Source organism: Thermogemmatispora sp. (genome assembly GCF_042408735.1).
GTDB lineage: Bacteria > Chloroflexota > Ktedonobacteria > Ktedonobacterales > Ktedonobacteraceae > Thermogemmatispora.
Window position 1 is genome coordinate 1 of record NZ_JBHOQV010000056.1, and the last position, 20,555, is coordinate 20,555.

Sequence of the window (20,555 nt, forward strand, 5' to 3'; positions counted from 1 at the left end):
CAATTCTCCCAGGCGGAGGGCCGAAAGGGGCGTCTGCTCGGCTGGCTTGAGGACGATCGTGCAACCAGCGGCCAGAGCCGGAGCCAGCTTCCAGGCCGCCATCAGGAGCGGGAAATTCCAGGGGATAATCTGCCCAACAACGCCTATCGGCTCACGCAGGGTGTAGGCAAAATACTCGCCCGGCGTGGAGATGGGAATAGTGTGACCCTCAATCTTGGTCGCCCAACCGGCCATGTAGTGGAACATGTCGACGGTGAGCGCCACGTCGCCGATGCGCGCAATACGCAGGGGCTTGCCATTGTCGAGCGACTCAAGCTGAGCAAATTCTTCGCTGTGCTGCTCGATGAGATCGGCCAGCTTCCAGATGAGACGCCCTCGCTCCGACGGCTTCATCTTGCGCCAGGGACCGCTCTCAAAGCTGCGACGCGCCGCCTGCACCGCTCGCTCGATGTCTTCCTTGTCTCCCTCGGCCACCTGCGTCAATACCTCGCCGGTGGCCGGATTGTAGACGGGAAAGGTCTTACCCGAAGCAGCCTCTTGCCATTGACCTCCGATCAGGAGCTTCTTCGGCCCAGCGATGAAAGATTGAACTTCCGGTAAGACAGCGACATTGCTTTCGGCCAGCGTCATGATCGTTCTCCTTCTTCGTTGCTGCTGGTTGACCGCGCCGTCCGTAACGCCTCACATTCGGCCTGTCCTTTCGGGCCGCTCCCAAAAAAAACGCCGCACAAAAGAAGAGTCTCAATGCGATGAGCGCTAACCACGCTGAAACTCGCTCTGCTGGTGAAGACTGCCGTGACGACGAAGCGCGAAGTGGGCGGCAGTGTCTTGCTCATCGATTGAGTACTCAATAATTGAGTATAAGCAAAATGTGACGAAAGTCAAGAGGTGGCAGAGGGGGGGTTGTGGGGATAGCAGCCGGGAGAAGGGGGGCCGGCGAGCCAGCCAGCTAGCCAGCGGGCGGGGATTGATTCTTATGGGTCCCAGCCAGCTAGCTGGCTTGTCGGCAGCTAACTACTCCTCATCGAGTTGGTCAGTGGCCAGCGTAGCCACCATAAGGGCCTTGATGGTATGCATGCGATTTTCTGACTGCGCGAAGACGACGGAGGCCGGCGATTCAAAGACCTCATCGGTGACCTCGAGGGCCTCCAGCCCATAGCGGGCCGCAATAGAGCGACCCAGGCCCGTTTCGGTATTGTGGAGAGCTGGCAGGCAATGCATAAATAAGACGCGAGGGTTCTGGCTCAGGGCCATGAGCTGGGAAGTGACCTGGTAGGGGGCCAGAAGCTGGATGCGCTCCCCCCACAGCGCCGGGTCCTCGCCCAGAGAGACCCAGACATCGGTATAGATGACATCGCAGCCACGCACCGCCGCCGCGACATCCTCGGTCAGGGTCAGACGGGCGCCACTGCCCGCCGCCAGGGCCTGTACCTCCCGCAGGCGCGTCTCGCCAGGCCAGAGTTGGCGCGGACCAGCCAGGCGCACATCCATTCCCATCAAGGCCCCGCCAACCAGCAGCGTATCGGCCATGTTATAGCTCACATTCCCCACAAAGCAGAAGCTCACGGCCTCCAACGGCTTCCCGACCTGCTCCTGCATAGTGAGCAGGTCGGCCAGCACCTGCGTTGGATGCGAGCGGGCAGTCATAGCATTCCAGACCGGCACCCCGGCATAGCGCGCCAGCTCCTCAACCGTCTCCTGAGCCTGGCCACGGTAGGCAATGCCGTCGTAGAGCCGACCCAGCACGCGCGCCGTATCTTTGATGCTCTCCTTCTGCCCCACGTGCGAGCCACTCGGGCCGATGTAAGTGACATGGGCCCCTTGATCGAAGGCCGCCACTTCAAAGCTCGTACGGGTGCGCGTCGAGTCTTGCTCGAACAGCAAGACAACGTTCTTGCCGCGCAGATATTGCTCTTCCTTCCCGGAAGCCTTGGCCGCCTTCAGACGGCTGGCCAGCGCCAACAGGGCGCGAATCTCCTCAGCGCTGAGGTCCTCCAATTTTAGCAAGTGCCGCTTGCTCAAATTGCAGGCCACGGTTGAGTTAGTCCTCCTCAACAAATAGCATAGCAACGATCTTTCCTGGTTCAGCCCAGTTCTCCCCCTGCTCCAAGAGCGCCCCGCCCAGCCAGCACGACCGGGGGCTGTGCTCATAGGCTATCACGTTCCCGTTCCCGGTGCAAGCTATAAGCAGAGCCATCTGTCCTGCCGGCTGTCCGAGCCGCTGCCGTGGCTGGAGTAGCGCTCAGGGCGAGGAGAAGACGATGATCACCTTCCCTGGACCAGCAAGGCAGAATAGAATCAGCAGGAGGGGGCAGGTTCGTTTGTCCGCCGAGGTGGGTCTGACCTGCCGCCTCGGCGGCGCCGCGAGTCGCTCTCTCCCACGCTTAGGTAGGCCCCCTTTCGCCGCCTCACAGAGGGGAGGATGTGGATCATGCTCGTTGCCTATGGACCGGATGGCCAGCCTGTGGTGGCCGATGAGCGGGCCTTGAGCCAGCTCCAGGAATGGTCGCAGCAGCGCCTGCTCTTCTGCCCCAACTGCCGGGCCGTGCTCCACCTGCGCGGCGGCCCAGCCCGACGCACCCAGCTTCATTTTGCCCACCGCAAAGGAGCCTGCCCTTGGAGCACCGAAGAGGAATCGGAGCGTCACATGCGAGGCAAGGCCATACTAGCCGCCTGGCTGCGTCAGCAATTTCCTGCCGCCAGCGTCACTCTCGAGGAACGGCTCCCAGAGCCAAACCGCATCGCCGATGTCTTTGTCACCCAGCCCGATGGCCGACGCCTGGCCGTTGAGTTTCAGTGCGCCCCGCTGGAACTCGACGAGTGGCAGCGGCGCCACCAGGCTTATCAGCAGGCCGGCATCACCGACCTCTGGATCATCGGCAGCAATCGCCGCGACAAGCAGGAAGCCTTTCAGGAAGCTATTCTTGAGAGCTGCAGCTTGCTGGTCTTTCTCGATCCCCTGCTCACCCCCGCCCGCGCCTGGCTGCGCTGGCCACTGAGCGCCCAGGCCCTTCAGGAGTGGCAGGCAGAGCGGGCCGGCCCTACCCGCTCCCTCGACCTGAGCGCCGGCGGCTGGGTCGGGCGCCTGGGCTATGGCCTGACTCTGACAACCACACTGGCCGAGCTGCACCTAAACGAGCAGGGCGAAATTAACCACCCACTGCGCGCCGAGTACGAGCGCCGTTTGCGCCTCCGCCACCTGATGACCTTCGCCGATAGCATCGACGAGGAACTTCTTGCAGCTTATCTCTATAATACAGTTAGTGCCGACATGTGGCAGCAGGTGCTGCGCCCCCTGCTGCGGGCTTATCGCAGCGATCCTGACCTGCTGCGCCGCTACAACTACGGGAGGGGTACCCCGGAGCAGCCGGTACAGGAGGCCGATCGCCAGCGCGTCGCCCGGGCCTGCGCCTGGCTGAGGCGCCTGGCCAGACAGGGCTTCCCGCCTACCCGTCTTCGCGAAGTGGCGCAGGAGATCCCTTTCGTCGGACCTTACGCCGCCTTCGTCCGTTACATCGAAATGTTGGTCACGCTCGCCCAAAGTCACCGTTGAAACCGTTCGCCTTACTCGAGCGTGTTGACCAGAGAAGAAAGGCAGCTGCCGGGGCGGGGCTATCGTCAACGATGACCTTGCCCAGGCTGACAGCGCCTTCTCTATCTGGCAGGAAGGAAGGAAGAAGGAAGGAGGGCAGGATGAATAACTTCTTCAGAGGAGTCCTGGTCGGTGTTGGCATCGGGCTGTTGATCGCTCCTATGCGCGGCGAAGAGATGCGCCGCCTACTCAGCGAGCGACTGCAGCAGCTGCGCGGCTATCTCCCCGAGAACGAGCAACTGAACGAGTACGTGCAGCAGGTCTCGAGCCGCGTATCACAGACAGCCAGCAACGTCAAGGAATACGCCCGACAGGCCGCTACGCGTGTGCGCGACACCGCCGAGGAACTGGGTAACCTGGCCCAGAAATCGGCGGCAGAGGTCCGCGACAGCGCACGTGCCATCCAGCAACCCGGCCAGAGCTAAGGCAGCCGTTACTCGCCTGGGCTATCCTTTCCAGGCGATCCGGCTAAGCCCCACCTGGAGGTTCAGCCTTCCAGGCAAGGCGGTGGCCCAGCTCCCCACCCCAGCAGCGCCTGCCTCGGACTCGAGGCAGGCCGCTCTCTTACTTCAGGCTTCCGCCACTGCCGGCGTGCGATACGGAATGCGCTCAATCTTGAGATTCATGGCCGCCAGCCTTGGCACTATATTCCCGTAACCCCTCTCCAGGAAATGAATGCCGGTGATGATGGATGTGCCGCGAGCAATGGCGGCGGCGATCACATAGGCCAGGCCGGCTCGCAGATCGGGGATCACAATCTCCTCATCTACCGCTGTAAAGGGCGTCGGGCCGATAATGATGGCGCTATGCTCATAGTTCATATCGCGGTAGCGGCACGGCACGCTCCCCAAACAATGGGTGGTCAATTGGGTGCGCGCCCCCAGGCGATTGAGAGCCTTGAGATAGCCAAAGCGCTTCTCATAGACTGTCTCGTGAATGATCGAAATGCCATCGGCCTGGGTGAGCAGCACAGCAAAGGGCTGTTGCCAGTCCGTTGAGAAGCCTGGGTAGACATCGGTCTCAATAATGGCCGGGCTGAGCTGGCGGCGGCGGAAAAAGCGAATGCTATTGGCATCGACGAACTCGAAGCCACCGCCCACCTGCTGGTAGTAGGAGAGGAAATTGCCCAGGCTATCCGGACGGATACCACGCACCGTCACATCGCCATCGGAGGCGCAGGCCAGCGATGCCCAGGAAGCCGCCTCGATGCGATCGCCTAGCACCGTCATACGCGTGCCCGTCAGACGCTGGACGCCCTCTACGCGGATATCGCGGCCTGGAGAAGTGAAGATGATCGCCCCCATCGAGCGCAGCATGGTAATCAGCTCAAAGATTTCCGGCTCGATGGCGGCGTTTGAAATCAGCGTTCGCCCTTCGGCCAGAACGCTTAAGAAGAGGCAGGTCTCGGTCGCTCCCACACTCGGGTAGGGCAGATGAATGTGGGTGCCGCGCAAGGGCTGCACTCGCTGCGCCACATAACCCTCGGGCGTCTCCTCAACCAGGCCCCCAAAGCGCTGAATGGCATCAAGGTGAAAATCTACCTTGCGCGCCCCAATCTGGCAGCCGCCTACCACCGGCACGGCGACCCGCTCGAAACGGTGGAGCAAGGCCCCCAGCAGCAAGATCGGCGCGCGGTTACTGCCAGACTGAGCCAAAGGTACCGTTGAAGAATTGACCGTTGTTGGGTCAATCAAGAGTGTGGTCTCATCGAGCCGCTCGACTCGCGCCCCGATACCCATCAGCATCTCCGCCGTGATCTGAACATCCCCAATGGGCGGCACGTTGGTGAGCACAGTTGGCGTCTCTCCCAGCAGGGCCGCCACCATCGCCTTGGTCGCAAAGTTTTTGGCGCCCAGACAGGTAATCTCGCCCACCACGGGATAGCCGCCCTCAATGCGATAGGCGTAGGTCGTCTGCTGCGGTGTTCCTGAAGCGTTGGGCATAGATATCATCATCGCACTAGCACATTCTTCCCTGGCACATTTTCTGGTAACAGCTTAACAGAGGCAGAAAAATGCGACAGCCTGCACATTATTGTATCATCTCTGCACAGGCCATCGCCTTCTCCATAGAGGACTGAACGAACCTCAGCCAGGACAGCGAGATCCACCCAGCCCAAGAAAGGCGGGGACCGGCCTTTGCTTCGCCTTGCTTCGTCCACCAGGCCGGCCCCGCCAGTACTTCTGGCTACTACTTACTACTACTACTACTACCTCTACCTGGGACCTAACCAGCACCTATACCACACCTAACCTAATACTTGTAGAAATGCTGACTGGCCACCTCCTCAGGAGTCTTTTCCCGGAAGAAATCGGCCTCGGCTCGCTTGACGGCCACGTAGGAGCGACCCAGCAGCGGCCCCAAAGCATCCATCAAGACTGCATCGCGCTCCAGCTCGTCCAGGGCCTCATCCAGCGTCGTTGGCAGTCGACGAATGCTCCGCCGCTCGCGCTCCTCATCGCTGAGGTTGCCCGGATCAACCTCGACCGGCTCGCCAGGGTCGAGCTGGCGTTGGATACCATCCAGTCCCGCCGCAATCAAGGCCCCCAGGGCAAGGTAGGGATTGCCGCTATGATCGGACGGCTTCAGCTCCAGGTTGAGCGATTCGGCCTCCCGGCCCCAGAAGGGAGAGGGCACTCGGATCGCCCCTTCGCGGTTGTCGTAGCCCCAGGCCGTATAAGCCGAACTCCAGAAGTGCGGCAGCAGGCGGCTATAAGAGTTAGGACTGCCACAGGTCAGCGCCACCAGTGCCGGCAGGTGATGCAGCACTCCCCCGATGAAATATTTGCCCGTCTGGCTCAGACCGCCCCGCTGCTGAGGATCATAGAAGAGATTCTTTCCGGCCTGGGGACCTCCCTCGGCCCCCCAGAGACTGAAGTGAATGTGGGCCCCACTGCCGGCCTGATCCAAAAACGGCTTGGGGGCAAAGGTGGCGTAGAGACCATAGTGGCGCGCCGTTCCCCGCACGACCTCCCGTACCAGACAGACATGATCAGCAGCCGTCAAGACATCGGCGTGGCGGATCGACAGCTCCTGCTGAGCCGGCCCCAGCTCCGTATGGAACAGCTCCACCGAGAGGCCAACCGCCTCCAGGGCCGAGAGGATGGCGTCGATCACTTCTCCCTGTTCATCAAGGCCAATGCTGCTATAGCAGAGACTCTGGTCGGCTGGTACAAAGCGCCCTCCCACCTCGCGCGCCAGGTAAAACTCATGCTCGATCGCCGCCTCAGCCCGCATGCCTTGTTCCGCCAGACGCGCCACCATGCGCTTCAGAAACGTGCGCGGACAGGCCTCCCAGGGCTGGCCATCCAGACGCACCATGTCGCAGAACATGCTGGCGCTGGCCGGCACATAGGGTAGCACCACAAACGTCTGCGGATCGGGAATGAGACGGAACTCACCTACCGGTCCCATCCCTTCCACTGCCGCCAGGGTCTCGACCGCCGTGAAGGCTTGCATTGCCAGCGTCTGTCCGATGCCTTCGCGCATGCGCGCTGCCAGCTTTTCGACATGGGTCGCCTTGCCCCGAATGATCCCCCCGTTGTCGCAGTAGAGGAAGCGCACCAGACGCACATTCGCGGCGCGCGCCTGGCGTACGACGTCGCTAATATCCATAAGAGACCCTCCTTGCTGGTTTTGAAGACAGCCCGCCACAGGCCGAGCCTGCTCTGCTGCTGCTGCTAGTATACCCCAAACGAGCGGCCTGTGCCCGTCCCAGGACTCTGGACCGGAGAAGGACCTTCCTTCCTCAGCGCAGCCGGGCCATGCATTCGTGGGCAAAGAGGCGCACGGCGTCCAGCTGGGCTGCATCGGGAAGATAGACAAGTACCTCCTGAGCCCCGACCTCCTCATAAGCCGCCAGACGCTGACGGATCGTTTCAGGACTGCCTACCAGCTCGCGCTCACGCAGCTGCTCCGGTGGCACGTTGCGCCCCATATAGGACTGCTGAGCCTTACGCATGGCCTCTTCATCGGTCTCGGCAATGGCACAGTTGAAGAGCACTGTCCTTCTGATCGACTGATAGTCGCGCCCGATGGCCTCGCAGTGCTGCCGAAGGACTGCGAACTTATGAGCGATGCCCGCCGGGTCAAGATGGCCAACGTTACAGGCGTCAGCATACTGAGCTACCAGCTTCAAGGTCACCTGCTCTCCCCCACCCCCGATGAGGAGAGGAATATGCGGCTGCTGCACGCCCTTGGGCTGGTTGATCGCGCCGCGCACCTGATAATAGTGCCCCTCGAAATAGGCCTCGTCTTCGGTCCACATCTTCAAGATGATCTGCACGGCCTCGCGCAACATGCGCAGGCGCTCAGGCGCATCTGGGAAACCGTAACCATAGGCCCGCCACTCGTGCTCGTACCAGCCGGCTCCGATGCCGAAGTCCAGCCGCCCATGGCTGAGCACATCCACCGTGCTGGCCATCTTCGCCAGAAGGGCCGGATTGCGATAGGCACTGCAAGTTACCATCTGTCCGATACGCACCCGGCGCGTATCGCGCGCCAGAGCTGCCGTGCTCGTCCAGCATTCGAATGTCACCTCTTGCAGTGGCTGCGGCACCGTATGGAAGTGGTCAAATAACCAGATCGAATCGAAGCCCAGCTCTTCGGCTTCGCGCGCCACGCGCGTCATCGTCTCATAGGCCTCAACGGGGTCGGCAATCCCCACCAGGTCAAGGCGCCACCCCTGGGGAACCAGGAGACCAAACTTTAGGGCCATGATTGCTCTCTCCCTCTTCTCTGGCATCTCTTGGGAGCCAGGCAGGCATCGAGGCGAGGAACCGCCCCAGCCCTCCAGACCACCTGGAGCCAACCAGCACCGACGAGGCGCGCGCCCCCTGGCCGGCCTCGGCCCGCCCCCGACCCATTATATACCACATCCGGCCTTACAAGACTTGACCCTTTCTTCCCTCCCTGGCCAATCAGCGCCTGCCTCTTGACAAGACCAGCTCTCCTGTCTATATTAGACAAACGTCTGTACTAAACAGTACAGTCACAGTGATTGGATAGTACAGTCTGCTTGCTTCCGGGGAGTTGAAGTCATGGCTGAGCGTGATCCCAGCCCTGGCGACGCCAGAGCCAGCGGCAAAGAGCGCCTGATTCAGGCAACGGAGAGCTTGCTGCGCAGCCGTCCTTTCGAGGAAGTGACCGTCGAGGAGATCACCAAGGAGGCCAAACTGTCGCGTCCGGCTTTTTACTACCACTTCGCTGGTGGCAAGGAGCAGTTGCGGGCGACGCTGGTGGAGCGCGGCCTGCTGCGAGAGAGGCCGGCTCCGGATACGCGCGAGCTGATTCTGGAGGCGGCCTTGCGAGCCTTTGCCCGCTCCGGAATCTCGGCCACCACGCTGGAGGAGATCGCCGCCGAGGCCGGGGTCTCGCGCGGCACCCTCTGCTGGCACTTCCACAGTAAGGAGGAGCTGCTGGCGGCGGTGATCAGGCACTACAGCCCGCATGGGACGCTGCAGTCCGCTATTGCCGAGATCGTTCGGCAGGCCGAAGCGGGCCAAATCGATGATCACACGGCTGTCTACCGCATCGTAGCGGCTTTCCACGACGCTCTGATGGCTACCCCTCAGGGCGATCTGCTGCGTCTGGCCATGCTCCTGATCCATAGCCATCCCGAGGCGGCCCAGGTCCTGGCCAGCGTGATTACCGAGAACCGCAAGTACCTGATCAACTACGTGCGTACGCGGCAGGAGCAGGGTCGCTTTCGCCGCACCTTTGCGCCAGAGCTGATTGTGCAGATCCTGGCATCGGTGCTTGTCATGCGGGCCGTCGCGCGCAGTCTGCTCAGCCAGCTCTCCGTGAAGCAGTTTTCCCGCGAGGAGCTGATCGAGCAGTTGGTCGACCTGTTCTTTTATGGCATGGTACCCTGCGATCAGCCCGAGCGAGTCTAAACTGACAGGAGTTCTGCCAATCGAGACCGATTCCCGCTCTGTGTGATCAAGCAGTAAGTTTCGCGATAAAGAAGAGGAGCTTTGCTATATGCAAGCAAGCGAGCAAACAAGGGGGCGAGGGGGTGGTCTGGCCTACAAGTGGATCGTGGCGATTGTGGTGATCATCGGCGTCTTTATGTCCATCCTCGACCAGACCATCGTCAATATCGCCATCCCGCACTTGCAAGCTGCCTTTGGGGCCGATCTCCATACGGTCCAATGGGTGCTGACGGCCTATATTCTCACTCAGGGCGTGGTAACCCCAACGGCGGCTTTCTTCGCCGATACCTTGGGGATTAAGCGCTTCTACATCATCTCGCTGGCGGCTTTCACGCTCGGCTCAGCGCTCTGTGGTCTCTCCTGGAGTTTGCCAGCGCTGATCTTTTTCCGTATCATCCAGGGAGTGGGGGGCGCCTCGCTCTTCCCGCTCTCGATGGCGCTAGCCTTCAAGGAGTTCCCCCCCGAGGAGCGCGGCATGAGCATGGGCCTCTTCGGCGTGCCAGCCCTGCTGGCCCCCGCCATCGGCCCAACGCTGGGTGGCTACCTGGTAACATATGCTGGCTGGCAGCTCATCTTCTATATCAATGTGCCGGTCGGTATCCTGGCGGTCATCCTGGCGCTCATCCTGTTGCGCGAGCAACCGGTGGAGCGCAGGCCGCGCTTTGATGCGGCGGGTTTTGTTTTTGCCGCCGGTGGACTGGCCTCGCTGCTGTATGCGCTCTCGGAGGCCAGTACCTATGGCTGGGGATCGACGCTCGTGCGCGGTTTCTTGATCGCCGGAGTGCTGGCGCTGGCGATCTTCACGGCCATCGAGCTGACGCTGGCGGCCCGCGGCGGTGAGCCACTGCTCGATCTACGGCTCTTCGCCAACGGTCCCTTCACGACCAGCACCATTGCGCAGGTCTTCATCATCTTCGGGATGTTCGGAGGGCTGTTCCTTTTCCCGATCTATCTGCAGGATCTGCGCGGTCTCAGCGCCTTCCAGGCCGGTTTGCTCCTCTTACCCCAGGCCCTGGCTTCGATGGTCAGTTCTGTTCTGGGCGGTATTCTGGTCGACCGGTTGGGGGTGCGCCCGGTGATGATCCCGGGCCTGCTGGCTCTGGCCCTGGCAAACTGGGAGCTGACCACGCTCACGGTCCATTCGCCTTTCGCCTGGTTCCAGTGGATTCTGGTGCTGCGCGGGGTGGCCCTCGGCCTCTCGGTCCAGCCATTGGCCGTCGCCAGCCTCTCAACGATTCGTCCCGAGAAGCTGGCCCAGGCCTCGTCAATCAGTACGGTGACCCGCTCGGTCTCTAGCTCGCTGGGTATCGCCGTGCTGGCAACCCTGGTTCAGACCCAGAATCAGGTCCACTTCGGCCACCTGGCGGAGATGGTGACGGCCAGCTCACCTCTGGGACAGTTGCTTCCGCGCATCCAGGCCCTCTTCATGCTGCACGGGGCCGACGCTCGCTCGGCCTATAACGCGGCTCTGCAGTTGATCGCCCAACTGCTGCAGCAGCGCAGCTATGTGTTGGCCATGCAGGATGCTTTCCGCGTGACTCTGGTGGCCACGCTGCTGGCCATGGTGGCCACGCTCTTTGTGCGCTCGGGCGTCCGCCCTCGTTGGGCACGCCGACGCGGCCCTTCCGAGGCCAGCGAGGAGCGAACGGCCGCCGCGATGGAGACTATGTTTGCCGGTTAGCTCCTCTCATCGCCCAGGCTGGACTACCAGCCGGCCTGAGACCGATGAGCACCCGAGGGAGCCTGACTGACGGGCTGGCTATAGACTATAAGACAGACAAGACCCGCACGGAAATTTGAGCTTGTCGCCTGGCCTTCCCTCTCGTAAGGAAGGCCCACCGAGGAGTGTGATTCAGATGAGACGTTTGATTCTGGTCCCTGTCCTGACGGTGGTCGCCTTATTCGCGATCGCCGGCGGGATCGCCTACTGGATTTACTATAACTATACGTACTATAGTACCGATGACGCCCAGGTGACCGCTCCGATCGTGACGATCAGCGCGCCCACTGGCGGCACGCTGACTGCCCTGAGTGCGAACCTGGGCGACCACGTGAACGCAGGCCAGACGCTCGCCCAGGTGACGCCTGTGGCGGTAACTACTGCCAGCAGCGGCGCCAACGCTGCTGCCTCAACCCAGAATGCGGCATCGGCCACGGCTGCTACTCGTACGAGCACGGCGCGCGCCCTGCCTTTGACAAGCCCTATCAGTGGTACGGTGATCCAGGTCACCGCCGTCCCCGGCCAGCAGGTAAGCGCCGGCTCCCCCCTGCTGGAGGTCTACGATCCCAGCCATCTGACTGTGACAGCCTACGTCGATGAGAACGCTATCAATAATATCCAAACTGGCCAGAGCGTCGATATAACAATCGATGCATATAAAGACACTAAGTTCACGGGCCACGTGAAACAGATCGTCCAGGCGGCAGCCTCGGAGTTCTCGCTCTTGCCGGTCCAGGATAACGCCAGCGGCAATTTCACCAAGGTCGGCCAGCGCATCCCTGTGATTATCAACCTGGATGGAACCGCAGGCAAGACGCTGATGCCAGGCATGAGCGCTGAAGTGACGATCCATCTCCACTAACTCAGGCGCTCTTCCAGGACATGACGAGCAACTGCCCTCTGTCAGCGCGCGAACCTCCTTTAAGCAGGAGGCAAGAGCGCTGATGGGGGCAGACGCTCCCTGTCGGGAGGGGACCGTCCTGGCCTCCGTCAGCGCCGCTCACTTAGCCTGGCGCCTCGTGAGGGGGATCGCCATAAGAGAGCGGAAGCAAGGACAAGAGGCAGAAGAGAAGGATCCGTCGGAGATTTGAAGCCCTCAAGAAAAGGAGCAAAGCAGTGGTCTTGCTCATCTCAGGAGGCTTACTCGTCCTTGGTCTGCTGGCCATTGTGGCCATGATCTGGGTGATTAGAAGCACTCCAACCGAGGACCGCCCAGCCCGCGGTCTGGCCTCGGCTCCGCCACGCGTTGAGGTCGCCCCCGCCCTTGAATCCGAGGAGCGGGAGGCACTGCCAGCCGGTGAGAACCATGCTGGTCCTGCTCTGGCCCTGCTGAACCCGGAGCTGCACGCCCTGGCAACGCAGCTTCGGACCCTGCATCAGCAGTCAACAGAGCTAGAACAGCGCCTGGATATCTTGATCCAGGTCGTGGAGCGCATCGAGCGCTCACTTCCGGCGCAAACGGAGGCCGGGACCAGCGCCGGAGCTGGGCCACAGGAGCAGAGGGCAGGCCAATCCTGATCTGTTCTCGTCACTACCAGGGCCAGGGGAGAAAGGCCACCTACGGCGAGAGATCCAGGCAGAGCAACATCCCCTGGCCCTGGCTTTTCCTATCCCGCTCTTTCTATCCGCTCGCTGGCCCAGGTTCAGATCCGCCTCCTCTTCGCTCCACCGACCAGCGCTCGCCAATCGCGCAGGATGATGTAATCAAAAGGAAAAGCCAGCTCGGGCACCTCCTCGGGACGAAACCAGGCCAGCTCGCTTACTTCGCCCGCCTGGGGCGCCAGACCATCCAGCGAGTCGTCGCGGGGACGGGCCCAATAGGCTACGAGCAGATGCGGGCTGCCTTTCCGACTGTAGAGGCCCAGCAGCTCTAGCAGCTCGACGCTTAGATTGGTCTCCTCTTTCACCTCGCGTAGGGCTGCCTCTTCCAGCTCCTCTCCCTGATCAACGTAGCCGCTGCAGAAGCTCCATTTTCCTCGTCCAGGCTCGATGTCGCGCCGCCCCAGGAGGAGCTGCCCCTCGTGTTCAATGACAACTACAGTCACGACCTTTGGTCCCAGATAGAGGACGAAGCCGCAGACCGGGCAGCTCGGTCGCGCTACCGCTCCCAGGACCTGCTCGCGCAGAGGGGTGGCACAGAGAGGGCAGTAGCGATAGACAGGCTCAACCATCGATCACCTCGCGTTTCCAGCTCAGTCAAGAGGCAGCGCGGCCAACACGCTGCGCCGCATGAGCTACCCCCTCCATTTCCGCTTGAGCGATCGGCAAGGGCCCGCGCCAGAATCACAGCCGCCACAAACTGGCGGTAGATGTCTAGAAGATTGTCGCCACTCAGGCAGACCGTACGCGCCGCCGCCCTCTCTACCCCTCGGATGCTGCAGACCATCTCGGCCATATCGGCCACCAAAAAAGTGATCTCCAGCCGTATTGGCAAACTGAAGCCGGGAGGTGCCAGACGCTCGCCACTCCCCAAGCGCTCGACGGCGCGCCGCGCCCCCGCGCGCAATAGCTCGCAGGCTTTGGTTGGATGGAGATGGGCAGCAGCAAAGCGTCCTAGAGACTGCTTGACGACAATCTTTTCTGCGGCGGGCGCGATCAGCTCAGCCTCCTGGACCGTCACATCGTCGCCACTGATAAGGATGATGGGGACCCCATAATGGGCTGCCACCAGGGCGTTAATGCCGGCTTCACCCACCACCTGGCCGTTGAGGCGGACCTCCCAAATGGCCGCCGGGCTATAGGTGTGACAGAGTACAGCCCGCTCCGCCCCAATCGAGCCATGATAGCTGACAAAACAGACACCAGCGAAACTGCTGTCCAGTCTCTCTATGAGAGAGGCTTGTAGCGACCGCTGATCAGCGCGGCCTCTCCAGCCAGCTCCTGGGGATGGAGGTTGCGCATCAAGTGATGGGCATCGTTGACCACAAATTCGCTGGCTCCGGCCTCCTGGGCTCCCAGGATGACGGCATTGACCTCGCGCGTCAACAGAAGTCGCCCCTGCTCGTACTCCGCTTGCCCTTCGATGATCTGCTCCCAGGCCACAATACCGCTGGTACCTTCGAAATCAGTAGAGAGAAAGAGCTTCATCACTCAACTCACCGGTTCCCTACTCAACCAGGCTGTTCGAGAACATTCACACAGGCCAATAGAGAGCGCCTGGCCCCCCAGCAGCCCGGCAGACCTCGACGCTGGCTGGCCGTCCAGTCTGCCGTGGATACTCCTCCATAATCGCGCTCCGCAGCTCTTCAACCGCCTCCGAGCGGACCAGGTTAATGGTGCAGCCGCCGAAGCCACCCCCCATCATGCGCGCTCCCAACACTCCCTTAACGCGGCGCGCAATCTCCACCAACGCATCAAGCTCCGCACAGCTCACCTCGTACTGGTCGCGCAACCCGGCATGCGTCTGCCAGAGATAGGGACCGATCGCCTCCACCGCTCCCCTCTCTAGCAGGCGGGCCACCTCTAGCACCCGCTCATTCTCGGCCACGACATAGCCAGCCCGCTTGCGCAGCACCTCGGGCAGTCGTGCAGCATAGCGCGCGAATAGCTCGGGCGTCACATCGCGGAGAGAGTCAATCGCTGGTCTCGCAGCTTTGCCCCCAGGCTCTCCTTCCTCCTCAGCTCGCATCATGTCTGCGAGCAAGCGAGCGGCTTCTTCACACTGCTGGCGCCGCTCATTGTAAGCCGAAGCCGCCAGCTCACGACGCACGTGAGTATCGGCCACCACCAGGGCCACACGCTCGCTCTCAAAGGGGAGATAACGAACGTCCAGCGAGCGGCAGTCAAGCAGCAAGGCCTGGCCGGGCCGTCCAAGGCACGAGGCGGCCTGATCGAGAATGCCACAACGCACTCCCGAAGCCAGATGCTCGGCACGCTGGCAGAGACGAGCCACCTCCAGCGGACTGAGCGCCGTGGATGCCGCCATCGCCTCGCCAATGGCAAAGCGACCCCCGGAGAAGAGAGCCGCCGCCCAGGCTGTTGCCACCTCCAGGGCCGCGGAGGAACTCATCCCTCCCCCCAGCGGGACATCACCATGCAGGACCGCGTTGAAGCCCCGCAGGTCCAGGCCCGCCGCCTTGAGTTCGCTCAAGACCGCCAGCACATAGCGCGCCCAGGTCGGCAAGCGACTCGCCTGAGCTGCGAAAGTCCCAGGCAGACCCTCCAACTCGATCTCGGCCAGTTCCTGAAACTGCTGAGACCAAAGGCGGACTCGCCCATCCCCCCGTGCACGCCCGGCAAAAGCCGTCACACGGTCGACCGCCAGGGGAAGGACGAAGCCCTCGTTGTAGTCGGTATGCTCACCGATCAGATTGACTCGCCCAGGCGCCCAGGCCACGCCCAGGGCGGATAGCCCCTCAACCTGACCCTCATCCGCGCCAAAGACCGTCGGAAATTGCTCCACCGCTACCCGTGCAGCCGCCGGAAGTTCTCGTGGCTCATTCGTTAACATGGGCAACCCTCGCGATCGCTTCTCGCAATTCTTGCGCTTTTTGGAGAGGAGAAGAATCGTTTGTCCACAGCGACCAGAGCATCTCGGACGAGGCGGCATACTTTAGTTTGCCTGGAGCACGCCCAACCGCTAGAATCTCGATATGGAGATGAAAATGCTCATCCGCGAGCTGATGAACGCCAAGCATATAGGGCATGGGGGCCATACGGCCTTCGTCGAGCGCGTTGTAAGCGCGGATCACCTGCAACAGCAGGGCGGCCAGCTCGGCTAGCTCCTCGTCGCTGGCTGCCGCCAGATCGGCAATATGGCGCCGTGGATAGAGATGCGTTTCGTAGGGATAGCGCACATAAGGGGGAAGAAAGACCTGCCAGTTCGTGCCGGCCAGCAGCTCATAAGGGCTGTTTTCCAGCTCGGCCCGCACCCGACAGAAGGGGCAGCCCCGTCCGGCTTCCAGCTCCAGCCTGACCGTCTCCAGTTCACGCTCCAGAATCGGTGGTACTACCGAGACCCCATAAGCCTGGCCATGAGGATGTAGCTGCGTCTGGCCAATGCTTGTGCCGCTGTTCTCAAAAATCATAACCGCAGCATAGCGCTGGCTGAGGTCACGGTAGAGCTGGCGCCAGAGCCGCATCACGGCACCCACCTCTGCCGCATTGAGGCTCGTAAAGGTCCGTTCGTGATCGCGATGGTAGATCACCACGTAAGCCTCGCCGACCGGGGGACGAAAAGGCGGGAAATCATTGGGATGCAACCAGGCCTGCGTCTCAGGTGAAACCCGTCCTTCACGTACATCAGCACAAAAGGGGCACCGATCCGTGCCTTCCCTGCGATGCATCCGATGCGGCGCATTCACCACATAGTGGCGCAAAATAGGATTCCATACCAGAGCGTTCGAATCTTCGTGCATACCATCCCTGCATTCAGAGAAGACATCGCTCACAGATAGCGGTGAGCCGTTTGTGTTCCCAGCAAGACACAGCGTCCAGCCTGAGCCAGGGCGGTCAGTAAGGCGCCCTTATCGACCGCCTTTTCTGGCGACTGCCCCTCATCGGAGCCAAGCAGCCATTCATTCCAGGTTTGCCAGTCAGTGAACAAAGCCCAGGCCACAGGGGCAACCAGGGCATGGGCAGCGCGCAGAATGGCCAGGCCATCCTCGTAGCCTGGCTCCAGCTCCTCCACCGCTTTCAGGCCCGCTGCCCGCAGGGCCTCGAACGTACGCAGCGAGCGGATTTCTCCCCCTACCACCTCGCACACCAGCCCCAGTTTGAGTCGTTCGGCGCCCTCCGTCGCTCCCCGGTCCTGCCCTGAAAGCTGCTCCGGCAGGGCCGCTTGCCAGACAGCCGCCACCAGGCTGCAGGGTGAGGGCAGCCCCCGCAAAAAGGTCTCGATCTGCCGCCTGGTCCAACCATGCCAGACATAGCTCTCCTCCTGCTGCTCAAGCAAGAGAGCGGCATTCAAGAGGGCCCTGGCGCCTTCCCAGAGGGGTGAATCCCCATCAAGCACAGCGACCTCTTGGGCTAACACGAAGCACACCTCTTCAACAAGAGAAATAGATCCGACCTTCTTATCATACCATCTTCTCCTGCGAGGGACGATGGCGTCAGCGGGGGTCGCAGCCAGCTTTAGCCGGCGGCCAGGCAAAGGTCTTCTCCTCTAGATTCAGGGCCGGCAGATAGGGTATAATGCAAACAGCCTGGGCGCCGCCTGGGCGCTCAGCCACCTTTTCATCCCATCACACGCGCAATAAGGAAGGTACCATACCGTGCCCTGGTGTAAATTTTTTGTGCCCAAGATCGCTACTGCCGGGATCAGGCCCGATGATCCCGCGCTGAACGAGCATATCGAGTACGCGAAGTGCATTAAGGGGCATGTCCTCAGAGACGCCAACGACTGGATTCTCTGCGAAAACCTGCCGGCCCCCAATGCTCGCTGCTGGCAGGAAGGCGGTGAAACCCTCTTCTCGTTGGCGGGTCGGCGTGGGGGCGGCTCAAGCTCCTCGAGCGGTTCTGACGGACGGGGCAGCCCAGACGACGCCGTGGCCCGGCGCGGCTAAGCTTGCAGTGTCGGCACTGAGGCTGACCCGCCAGGGAGGAAAAAAAGACAGGTAGAGCAGTATGCCTGGAAACTCACCGTCATCCTCGACTTCCGTGCAACCCGCGCCTGAGCAGCTCGCGCGGGTTCATAATCTTCTGCTGGAGTGGTACGCCCGCGAGCAGCGCCCACTGCCCTGGCGCGCGACCAGCGATCCGTATGCTATTCTGGTCTCCGAGATCATGCTCCAGCAGACCCAGGTAGAGCGCGTCATTCCCAAATACCACGAGTTTCTGAGTCGCTTCCCCACCCTGGCGGACCTGGCCGCGGCGCCGACGGCAGCGGTCATCTCGACCTGGGTCCCCCTGGGCTATAACCAGCGCGCCGTGCGTTTGCAGGCCATCGCCCGCCAGGTCGTCGACCAGTACGAGGGGCGCATTCCCGACCGCCTGGAGGAGCTGCTCAAGCTCAAAGGGATCGGGCGCTATACTGCCGGGGCCATCGCCTGCTTCGCCTACCGGCAGCAAGTGGCCACCGTTGACACCAACATTCGCCGCGTGCTTCACCGGATCTTCATCGGCCTGGAGCATCCCGAGCCGCGCCTGAACGAGGCCGAGACACTGGCGCTGGCCGAGCAGGTCCTGCCCCCTGGTCAGGCTTACGAGTGGAATCAGGCACTCATGGATCTGGGAGCTACGATCTGCACAAGCGCCAGCCCTCAGTGCGAGCGCTGTCCTGTCCGCGAGACCTGCACAGCCTATCGTGAGCTGAGCGTTCACAGCCTCTTCCCCTCGGGAACGGTCCTGCGCACCTTGCGCAAGGTGGCCGAGAAGAAGAGTAGCTATCAGGCCCAGCCTTTCACCCAAAGCGATCGCTATTTCCGGGGGCGCATCGTCGCTCTACTGCGGACCCTGCCGCCAGAGCAACGTCTTCCTCTGGCCGAGCTGGGACCGCGGATCAAGCCTTCCTACACCGAGACCGACCTCCCCTGGCTTCAGCGTCTCGTCCGACGCCTGGCCAGTGATGGCCTGGTTGACTACCACGAGGAAGAGGGGGTTCGGCTGCCCTAGTTCGCTACCCGCTTCGCTCGCTCTCGCTCGCTCATGGCAGGCGAAGGCAGACGTGGCCCTGGCCTCGTTGGGGCCGCCGCTTCGTTTCGTTATCGGCCCTCTCGCAGAGGTAGTAGCTGTCTTCGGGATACCTCCCTACGGCCCGGTCCAAGCCGAGGGCTTCTCAGGTGTCTGCCTGAACGCTCTGTCCGAGCGCAAGGATATTTTCAGGCGGCGTTGTGATCGCGGTCAAGCTCGGTGCCACACTCGCGCGCATGCCAGCCTCCCAATAGCCCCTTCCTCTTGACCGCGCCACACCCGCTACACACCTGGCTGGGATAGCCGGGATTGATGAACAGGGCTTTTTGCAGGTACAGAACCACAGGTACACAGGTACAGAACCACGGGAAGCTGGTCCACCCAGCCAGCATCGACAATACGTTTGTTCAATCCGCCTTTGACAGACGCCCCGTTTGCGAGATAGGCCCCGTTTTCATCCTGTTCGAGCTTGGGACGCTTGCCCATGGCGGCAGGTATCTGCGTTTTGAGCGATGGAACCTCTTGCTCGGGTAGTCGGGGAGCCGCGGCGGCAGATCTCACCCATCTCCCTTGAGGATACAGAGCCTGCCGGCGCCAGCGCCAGGCCAAGGCAACCAGCTCCACCGCCCAGGCCGACGAGGCGGCTGGCCACCCGAGCAAGCCCCTGGCTTGAGCCGGGAGTCGTTGACTGCATTGCAACATAGTGTATGATATGTTGCGTGGAGAGCGCGGCCCCACCAGCATCGCGGGGCCACCTGCATCCAGTGGTCTTGATCGAACTACTCACGGGAGGGCTTACCCTTGCAGCTACAGAGCATTGCCGATATCGCCAGAAAGCATCGACATATATTTCTTTCTCCTCACTTCGACGACGTCGTCTTCTCCTGCGGTGGAACGATCGCCCTGCAGGCCAGCTGCGGCCTACATCCTCTGGTGATCACGGTCTTCGGCGGCCTTCCACCAGCTAACCAGTCTTTGAGCGCGCTGGCCACCTCCGTTCATCAGAGCATGGGCTTCGGTCACGATGCGCGGGAGGCCGTCGAGACGCGGCGGCGAGAGGATGCGCGCGCGCTCGACTACCTCGGAGCTGACTATCTCTGGCTGGACTACCTCGACGCGATTTACCGCGGGAATCCTCCCCACTACACGCGCGAGGAGGAGTTATTTGGCTCCATCCATCCTGCCGATCTGAGCATCGATCAGCAGCTCGGCCAGGTGCTGGTGAACCTGAGCGAGCTGCTTCCCGATACCGTCTGGTATGCCCCCCTCGGCGTGGGCCACCACGTTGACCACCAGCTGGTCTGCTCGGCAGCCGACCGCCTGGTCCAGCGCCACGCCAACGTCAAGTTCTACGAGGACTTCCCTTATGTTACGCGCCTCGGCGAGCTAGAGCGGCGCCTGCACGAGTTCGGCGATACGCTGGAGCCAGCCTACGTCGAGATGTCCGAGCTGCTGCCCCTGCGCCAGGAAGCCTCCCAAATGTACGCCTCGCAGATCGCTGCGATCTTCGGCGATAAAGAATCTATGTATAGATTGATGGACGAGTACACCCACAACATTCGCCCGGTCGAGACCGTCCATCTCGAACGCTACTGGACTCCCCGCTACCGCTAGATCAGCAGAACGGTACTTTCCTGCAGGCAGGTGGTGCGAACCACCTGCCGGGGGCCTTCCATATGGTATGATGGTCATAAAATGATCCATACTTGTTCCGAAAAATAGATATAATAAGGCCCAGTCA

General features: G+C 61.8%; 19 protein-coding genes and 1 pseudogene. 9 read left to right on the top strand and 11 right to left on the bottom strand.

The genetic code is table 11. The features are described 5' to 3' along the window. Both ACFMO7_RS04035 and argF read right to left on the bottom strand, forming a co-directional pair. Nucleotides 1-630 (bottom strand): aldehyde dehydrogenase family protein (locus tag ACFMO7_RS04035; protein WP_376794247.1); only part of this gene is annotated, 630 nt, incomplete at its 3' end. Between the two features lie 384 nt (nt 631-1,014). After that, the gene (gene argF / locus ACFMO7_RS04040; RefSeq protein ID WP_376794248.1) at nt 1,015-2,034 is read right to left on the bottom strand and encodes an ornithine carbamoyltransferase; all 1,020 of its coding nucleotides are present in this window, start codon (nt 2,032-2,034) and stop codon (nt 1,015-1,017) included. A gap of 397 nt (nt 2,035-2,431) precedes the next feature. On the opposite strand from argF, the gene ACFMO7_RS04045 reads away from it, so the two are divergent. Then, entirely contained in the window at nt 2,432-3,553 is a 1,122-nt protein-coding gene (locus tag ACFMO7_RS04045; protein WP_376794249.1) for a competence protein CoiA, read from the top strand. Between the two features lie 140 nt (nt 3,554-3,693). Continuing rightward, nucleotides 3,694-4,017, top strand: a complete 324-nt coding sequence (locus tag ACFMO7_RS04050; protein ID WP_376794250.1) for a YtxH domain-containing protein — start codon at nt 3,694-3,696, stop codon at nt 4,015-4,017. Between the two features lie 144 nt (nt 4,018-4,161). Here ACFMO7_RS04050 and murA read toward each other — a convergent pair whose 3' ends face one another. The 3 genes from murA to ACFMO7_RS04065 form a co-directional block, all read right to left on the bottom strand. Beyond that, nucleotides 4,162-5,547, bottom strand: coding sequence for a UDP-N-acetylglucosamine 1-carboxyvinyltransferase (murA, locus tag ACFMO7_RS04055; protein WP_376794251.1), 1,386 nt, complete (start codon nt 5,545-5,547; stop codon nt 4,162-4,164). A 298-nt stretch (nt 5,548-5,845) separates the two neighbouring features. Further along, entirely contained in the window at nt 5,846-7,207 is a 1,362-nt protein-coding gene (locus ACFMO7_RS04060) for a glutamine synthetase family protein (protein ID WP_376794252.1), read from the bottom strand. A 133-nt stretch (nt 7,208-7,340) separates the two neighbouring features. Beyond that, nucleotides 7,341-8,309 (bottom strand): LLM class F420-dependent oxidoreductase, encoded by a 969-nt coding sequence (locus ACFMO7_RS04065; protein ID WP_376794253.1) that lies wholly within the window; start codon nt 8,307-8,309, stop codon nt 7,341-7,343. Nucleotides 8,310-8,631: 322 nt separating this feature from the next. Between ACFMO7_RS04065 and ACFMO7_RS04070 the strand changes: the two genes are divergently transcribed. From ACFMO7_RS04070 to ACFMO7_RS04085, 4 genes are all read left to right on the top strand, one after another. Then, entirely contained in the window at nt 8,632-9,486 is an 855-nt protein-coding gene (locus ACFMO7_RS04070; protein ID WP_376794254.1) for a TetR/AcrR family transcriptional regulator, read from the top strand. An 88-nt stretch (nt 9,487-9,574) separates the two neighbouring features. Then, nucleotides 9,575-11,206, top strand: coding sequence for an MDR family MFS transporter (locus ACFMO7_RS04075; protein ID WP_376794255.1), 1,632 nt, complete (start codon nt 9,575-9,577; stop codon nt 11,204-11,206). A gap of 175 nt (nt 11,207-11,381) precedes the next feature. After that, nucleotides 11,382-12,107: an HlyD family secretion protein gene (locus ACFMO7_RS04080; protein ID WP_376794256.1), complete on the top strand. Its 726-nt coding sequence runs from the start codon at nt 11,382-11,384 to the stop codon at nt 12,105-12,107. 254 nt (nt 12,108-12,361) lie between these two features. After that, complete coding sequence (locus ACFMO7_RS04085; protein ID WP_376794257.1) at nt 12,362-12,763, top strand: hypothetical protein; 402 nt, start codon at nt 12,362-12,364, stop codon at nt 12,761-12,763. 125 nt (nt 12,764-12,888) lie between these two features. On the opposite strand, the gene ACFMO7_RS04090 is transcribed toward ACFMO7_RS04085, so the two are convergent. The 5 genes and pseudogenes from ACFMO7_RS04090 to ACFMO7_RS04110 form a co-directional block, all read right to left on the bottom strand. Beyond that, nucleotides 12,889-13,416, bottom strand: coding sequence for an NUDIX domain-containing protein (locus tag ACFMO7_RS04090; protein WP_376794258.1), 528 nt, complete (start codon nt 13,414-13,416; stop codon nt 12,889-12,891). Continuing rightward, nucleotides 13,344-14,332, bottom strand: a pseudogene (locus tag ACFMO7_RS04095) (M55 family metallopeptidase). The gene ACFMO7_RS04090 and the pseudogene ACFMO7_RS04095 overlap by 73 nt, the downstream one beginning before the upstream one ends. A gap of 46 nt (nt 14,333-14,378) precedes the next feature. After that, a complete protein-coding gene (galK, locus tag ACFMO7_RS04100) occupies nt 14,379-15,695 on the bottom strand; it encodes a galactokinase (protein WP_376794259.1) in 1,317 nt (438 codons plus the stop codon). Further along, nucleotides 15,682-16,602 carry a hypothetical protein gene (locus tag ACFMO7_RS04105; RefSeq protein ID WP_376794260.1) on the bottom strand — a complete coding sequence of 307 codons (921 nt, stop codon included), beginning with the start codon at nt 16,600-16,602 and terminating at the stop codon, nt 15,682-15,684. The genes galK and ACFMO7_RS04105 overlap by 14 nt, the downstream gene beginning before the upstream one ends. A gap of 29 nt (nt 16,603-16,631) precedes the next feature. Further along, nucleotides 16,632-17,219 (bottom strand): hypothetical protein, encoded by a 588-nt coding sequence (locus ACFMO7_RS04110; RefSeq protein ID WP_376794261.1) that lies wholly within the window; start codon nt 17,217-17,219, stop codon nt 16,632-16,634. A 238-nt stretch (nt 17,220-17,457) separates the two neighbouring features. On the opposite strand from ACFMO7_RS04110, the gene ACFMO7_RS04115 reads away from it, so the two are divergent. Both ACFMO7_RS04115 and ACFMO7_RS04120 read left to right on the top strand, forming a co-directional pair. Then, entirely contained in the window at nt 17,458-17,748 is a 291-nt protein-coding gene (locus ACFMO7_RS04115) for a hypothetical protein (RefSeq protein ID WP_376794262.1), read from the top strand. Nucleotides 17,749-17,809: 61 nt separating this feature from the next. Continuing rightward, nucleotides 17,810-18,796, top strand: a complete 987-nt coding sequence (locus ACFMO7_RS04120) for an A/G-specific adenine glycosylase (protein WP_376794263.1) — start codon at nt 17,810-17,812, stop codon at nt 18,794-18,796. Between the two features lie 206 nt (nt 18,797-19,002). On the opposite strand, the gene ACFMO7_RS04125 is transcribed toward ACFMO7_RS04120, so the two are convergent. Further along, nucleotides 19,003-19,206 carry a zinc ribbon domain-containing protein gene (locus ACFMO7_RS04125; protein WP_376794264.1) on the bottom strand — a complete coding sequence of 68 codons (204 nt, stop codon included), beginning with the start codon at nt 19,204-19,206 and terminating at the stop codon, nt 19,003-19,005. Nucleotides 19,207-19,615: 409 nt separating this feature from the next. On the opposite strand from ACFMO7_RS04125, the gene ACFMO7_RS04130 reads away from it, so the two are divergent. Then, nucleotides 19,616-20,428, top strand: coding sequence for a PIG-L deacetylase family protein (locus ACFMO7_RS04130; protein ID WP_376794265.1), 813 nt, complete (start codon nt 19,616-19,618; stop codon nt 20,426-20,428). Nucleotides 20,429-20,555: the final 127 nt, after the last annotated feature.

What these genes read in the sequence shown, in the direction of transcription:
- ACFMO7_RS04045 (WP_376794249.1), top strand. Translation starts at nt 2,432, where the DNA reads ATGCTCGTTGCCTATGGACCGGATGGCCAGCCTGTGGTGGCCGATGAG.
- ACFMO7_RS04050 (WP_376794250.1), top strand. Translation starts at nt 3,694, where the DNA reads ATGAATAACTTCTTCAGAGGAGTCCTGGTCGGTGTTGGCATCGGGCTG.
- murA (WP_376794251.1), bottom strand. Translation starts at nt 5,547, where the DNA reads ATGATGATATCTATGCCCAACGCTTCAGGAACACCGCAGCAGACGACC.
- ACFMO7_RS04060 (WP_376794252.1), bottom strand. Translation starts at nt 7,207, where the DNA reads ATGGATATTAGCGACGTCGTACGCCAGGCGCGCGCCGCGAATGTGCGT.
- ACFMO7_RS04065 (WP_376794253.1), bottom strand. Translation starts at nt 8,309, where the DNA reads ATGGCCCTAAAGTTTGGTCTCCTGGTTCCCCAGGGGTGGCGCCTTGAC.
- ACFMO7_RS04070 (WP_376794254.1), top strand. Translation starts at nt 8,632, where the DNA reads ATGGCTGAGCGTGATCCCAGCCCTGGCGACGCCAGAGCCAGCGGCAAA.
- ACFMO7_RS04075 (WP_376794255.1), top strand. Translation starts at nt 9,575, where the DNA reads ATGCAAGCAAGCGAGCAAACAAGGGGGCGAGGGGGTGGTCTGGCCTAC.
- ACFMO7_RS04080 (WP_376794256.1), top strand. Translation starts at nt 11,382, where the DNA reads ATGAGACGTTTGATTCTGGTCCCTGTCCTGACGGTGGTCGCCTTATTC.
- ACFMO7_RS04090 (WP_376794258.1), bottom strand. Translation starts at nt 13,416, where the DNA reads ATGGTTGAGCCTGTCTATCGCTACTGCCCTCTCTGTGCCACCCCTCTG.
- galK (WP_376794259.1), bottom strand. Translation starts at nt 15,695, where the DNA reads ATGTTAACGAATGAGCCACGAGAACTTCCGGCGGCTGCACGGGTAGCG.
- ACFMO7_RS04105 (WP_376794260.1), bottom strand. Translation starts at nt 16,602, where the DNA reads ATGCACGAAGATTCGAACGCTCTGGTATGGAATCCTATTTTGCGCCAC.
- ACFMO7_RS04120 (WP_376794263.1), top strand. Translation starts at nt 17,810, where the DNA reads ATGCCTGGAAACTCACCGTCATCCTCGACTTCCGTGCAACCCGCGCCT.
- ACFMO7_RS04125 (WP_376794264.1), bottom strand. Translation starts at nt 19,206, where the DNA reads ATGCTGGCTGGGTGGACCAGCTTCCCGTGGTTCTGTACCTGTGTACCT.